The 4306-nt window shown below is 70.8% G+C and carries 2 protein-coding genes and 1 pseudogene (1 of these 3 running past the window's edge); all 3 read right to left on the bottom strand.

The genetic code is table 11. The features are described from left to right. Positions 1-33 precede the first annotated feature (33 nt). Entirely contained in the window at positions 34-1887 is a 1854-nt protein-coding gene (locus tag AC1DUQ_RS14920; RefSeq protein ID WP_477074051.1) for a glycoside hydrolase family 13 protein, read from the bottom strand. Beyond that, the gene (locus AC1DUQ_RS14915) at positions 1884-2765 is read right to left on the bottom strand and encodes a sugar ABC transporter permease (protein WP_477074050.1); all 882 of its coding nucleotides are present in this window, start codon (positions 2763-2765) and stop codon (positions 1884-1886) included. The genes AC1DUQ_RS14920 and AC1DUQ_RS14915 overlap by 4 nt, the downstream gene beginning before the upstream one ends. Position 2766: 1 nt before the next feature. After that, a pseudogene (locus AC1DUQ_RS14910) lies at positions 2767-4306 on the bottom strand (ABC transporter permease subunit) (it continues 65 nt past the right edge of the window).

Genomic DNA, 4306 nt, shown 5'->3' with positions numbered 1-4306 from the left:
GCTCCACCGGAGCCGCACCCACGAGCTGAGGGGCTACGCGAGCCGCCAGACCTGGACGCCCGGTCCGTCCGCGGGCAGCATGAGCGCACCGTCGACGAGGGGCAGGTCGGCGTCGCCGTACAGGTTCTGCGCGGCCGACCCGGCGTCGAGGAGGTGACCGGGCAGCGCGGCACCCGCCCAGGGCGCCCGCGCGAGGAGCACGAGGACTCGCTCGTCGGCGGTCTCGCGCAGGAACGCCACCGCGTCGTCCGTGACCACCGCCCAGCGCAGGCCGCCCGTGCGCAGGGCGCCCGAGGAGCGGCGCAGCGCGGCGAGACGCCGGTAGGTGTCGAACGTCGCGGCGTCCCAGCGCGGGCCACCGCCGGCGTCGATGTCGTCCCACGGCATGCTGGCGCGGGCCTGCTCCCCGTTGGACCCGGTCAGGCCGCCCTCGTCGCCCGCGAACACCACGGGGGTGCCCGGGTAGGTGAAGAGCATGGCCGCAGCCACCTCGACGCGCTCCCGGGTACCGACGACCGTGCGCAGCCGTGCGGTGTCGTGCGACGCCAGCATGTTCCACTGGTGCCGCGTGACCGACCAGGGAACGGCCGCGTCGAAGTCCCGCATCGAGTCGACCATGGTGCGCCCGCCGCGGCGGGGCACGGGGACCGGCAACCCGATGAACGGCAGGCTGCTGTCCGGCTCCACGAGCCAGGACCACACGGGGCGCGTGAACGCCGAGTAGTTCATGTTCACGTGCCAGCCGCCGACGCCCATGTCCGAGCTGGCGTCGTGGAAGTGCTCCGAGACGAGGACGGCGTCGGGGTTGTGCGCGCGCATCGTGGCCCGGATCATCCGGGCGACCTCGTGGGTCTGGTCCTGGCTGCCGTAGCGGCCGGTCATGTTGGCGACGTCGATCCGCCAGCCGTCGAGGCCGAACGGCTCGCGCATCCACCGGGCGATCACCGAGTCGGGACCGTCGACCATCCGCGCCGCGAGCCCGGGGGCGGACCAGTCGAGCTTCGGCAAGGAGGCGTGCTCGAGCCAGCCGACGTACCCCGGCTCCTCGTCGGTCCGGTAGTAGAACCGGGCCTCCTCGCTCGTCGGATCGGCCTGGGCGCGGACGAACCACTCGTGCCCGGCGCCGGTGTGGTTGGTGGTGAGGTCGCCGACCAGCCGCATCCCGCGCCCGTGCAGGGCGGCGGACAGGGACGCGAGCGCGGCGTCGCCGCCGAGGAGCGGGTCGACGTGGTCGAACGTGCTGGCGTCGTAGCGGTGGTTGGACCGGGCCGGGAAGACGGGCGTCAGGTACAGGGTGTCGACGCCGAGGCGCTGCAGGTGGTCCAGCCGCGACTCGATCCCCGGCAGGTCGCCACCGAACCACTGCGCCGACGTGTCCCGGCCGAGGGCGGCCGGCTCCGTGCCCCAGGGCACCGGACGCGCCCAGTCCGGTGCCGGGCCGACTGGCGCGCCGTGGTGCCCGGTGGAGCGGGCGAACCGGTCCGGGAACACCTGGTAGACCGTCGCTGAGTCGAGCCACGCGGGTGCGGGGTCGTGCACGGTGAGGCGGAAGTCACCGGCGTCGGGGATGTCGCGCCGGTGCGTCCCGCGGCCGTTGAGCCACCGGTAGCCGCCCGGCTCGTCGAGCAGGAACCGGTAGCTGGTGAGCGGGTTGTGCACCAGGACGTCGGCGACGTACCAGCGCTCGTGCTCGGTGACCCGGTCGAGCCGCGCCTGCTCCAGCCGAGGCTCCCCGTCCCGCACCGTGCGCAGCCACACCGCGCGCTCGGCGTTCTCGGCAGGGACGCGCACCCGGACGGGCACCCGCTCACCGAGGGCGGCCCCGGGCGGCGCGTAGAGCGGCGAGCCGTCGTGGTGGGGAACGCCGAGCAGGTGCACCGACGTCACCCCTTGACCGAGCCTGCCGTCAGGCCGGCGACGATGTACTTCTGCAGGAACAAGAACAGCAGGATCACGGGGATCGCCGCGAGCACGGCACCGGCGGCGAACAGGCCCCAGCGCGCGGTGCGCTCGTCGGCCGCCCAGAAGTAGAGCCCGACGGCGAGCGTGAACTCCTCGGGCCGCTGCAGGACCACCTTCGCGACGATGAACTCACCGAACGTCCCGATGAACGACAGCAGCCCGACGACGGCGAGGATCGGCGCGACCAGCCGCAGGATGATCGTCCAGAAGATCTGCGCGTGCGTGGCGCCGTCGATCTTGGCCGCCTCGTCCAGCTCCCGCGGCACCGTGTTGAAGAAGCCGTACATGAGGAACGTGTTCACCCCGAGCGCGCCGCCCAGGTACACCGCGATGAGGCCGAACCGGCTGTTCAGCCCGAGGACGGGAAACACGTCTCCGATCGAGAGCAGCAGCAGGAAGATCGCGACGAACGCGAGCATCTGCGGGAAGATCTGGACGATCAGCAGGCCGGTGAGGCTGGAGCGTCGGCCCTGGAACCGGAACCGCGAGAAGGCGTACGCCGCCGCCCCTCCCATGAGCACCGTGCCCACGGCGGTGACCGAGCTGACGACGAGGGAGTTGACGAACCAGCTCCCGTACCCCCGGCCCCACAGGTCGCGGTAGTTCTCCAGGTCGATCGTGCGGAAGAGCTGGTTCGACCCGGTCAGCGTGCCGCCCGGGTTCAGGGACGCCGACAGGACATAGAGGAGCGGCAGGATGCAGGCCGCGATCGTCACGATGGYGACGACGTGCCGCCAGCCGACCTCGAGCCACCAGCGCCGCCCACGCAGCTGCAGGTCACGCTGCACGGAGGTGTCAGCCATCTCAGATCTCCTCGAGGGTGCGGGTGCGGCGGAAGCCGAGCCAGGCGATGAGGCCGACGACCAGGAAGATCAGGATCGACAGCGCGCTCGCCAGGCCGTACTGCTTGGTGCCGCTCTCGAAGGCCACGGAGTAGACCATCGTGATGAGGATGTCGGTGTGGCCCACCACGACCGGTGTCCCGACGAAGTTGGGGCCGCCGCCGGTCAGCATGTAGATCAGCGTGAAGTTGTTGAAGTTGAACGCGAACGAGGAGATCAGCAGCGGCGCCACCGAGATCATGAGCAGCGGCAGCGTCATGGAGCGCAGGATGCGCAGCTTGCCGGCACCGTCGATGCGCGCGGCCTCGATGGTGTCCTCCGGGATCGACTGCAGCGCGCCGGTGCAGACCAGGAACATGTACGGGAAGCCCAGCCAGAGGTTGACCATGAGGATCGACACCTTGGCCAGCCACGGATCCGTGAGCCACGGGACGTCCGCACCCCCGAGCAGGACCTCGTTGACGTAGCCGAACTTCGGGTTGAGCATGCCCTTCCAGACGAGCGCGGAGAGGAACCCCGGGAAGGCGTACGGGAGGATCAGCAGTGACCGGTAGACCTTCCGGCCGCGGACCCGCGGGTCGTTGAACACGATCGCCAGGAACAGCCCGAGGGCGAACGTGGTGGCCACCGACAACGCGGCGAACACGAACGTCCAGGCGGTGATCTGAAGGAACGGCCCGGTCAGCCGGGGGTCGTTGAAGACGCGCGTGAAGTTGTCGAAACCGACACTGACCCGCCAGCCCGGGGTGAGCCGGTCGCCGTCCTCCGAGACGAAGTTGCCGGAGTCCGACGGGGTGTACGTCTCGCCGGTCGCCGAGTCGGTGAACGTGTCGGTCTCGGGGTCGTACACCAGCGTCGGCTGGTAGACGTAGCCGGTCGAGCCGTCCTGGGTGCGCACCGACCCGTCGGCGGAGTCGTCGGAGAGCGGGACGCGCAGGGCGGTGATCGCCTCCTGGTCCTCGGCGATCCCGGCGAACCCGAGGACCTCCCAGCCGGGGACAGCGGTGGCCCGGTCACCGTCGACCGAGGCGCCGTCGACGGGCGCGAAGGGCTCCTCGGCCGTGCCGACCTCCACCTCGCCGTCCTGCACGATGGCGAAGCCGAGCTCGTCGCCGCTGCGCACCACGGTCACCGGCAGCGTCGGGGAGCCCTCGACGCGGGTCTCGGTCTGGATCGCGATCGACTCGATCGCGTCGGACTTGGTCGAGTTGTGGCCGTCGCCGTAGTTCGTGAACGCCACGTAGCCGGTGTAGGCCATGACGAACAGCTGGTAGACCAGCAGGAAGAGCAGTCCCGGGATCAGGTACTTCCCGGGGACGGCGCGGCGCGAGAAGTAGACCCAGTTGACGACGACGAGCGCCACGGCGAGGAACGCGACGATGCCCCACGACTCCACGGCCAGGGCGGTCAGGATGCCGTAGACGCCGAGCGCGTCGACCAATGCGACGAGCACGAGCTTGGCGACGAAGCCGGCCGAGAAGTTCCGGGCGTGGGAGCCGTGG

This window comes from Cellulomonas sp. P4_B5_2 (assembly GCF_056402235.1).
This window is presented reverse-complemented; position numbering and strand designations above follow the sequence as displayed.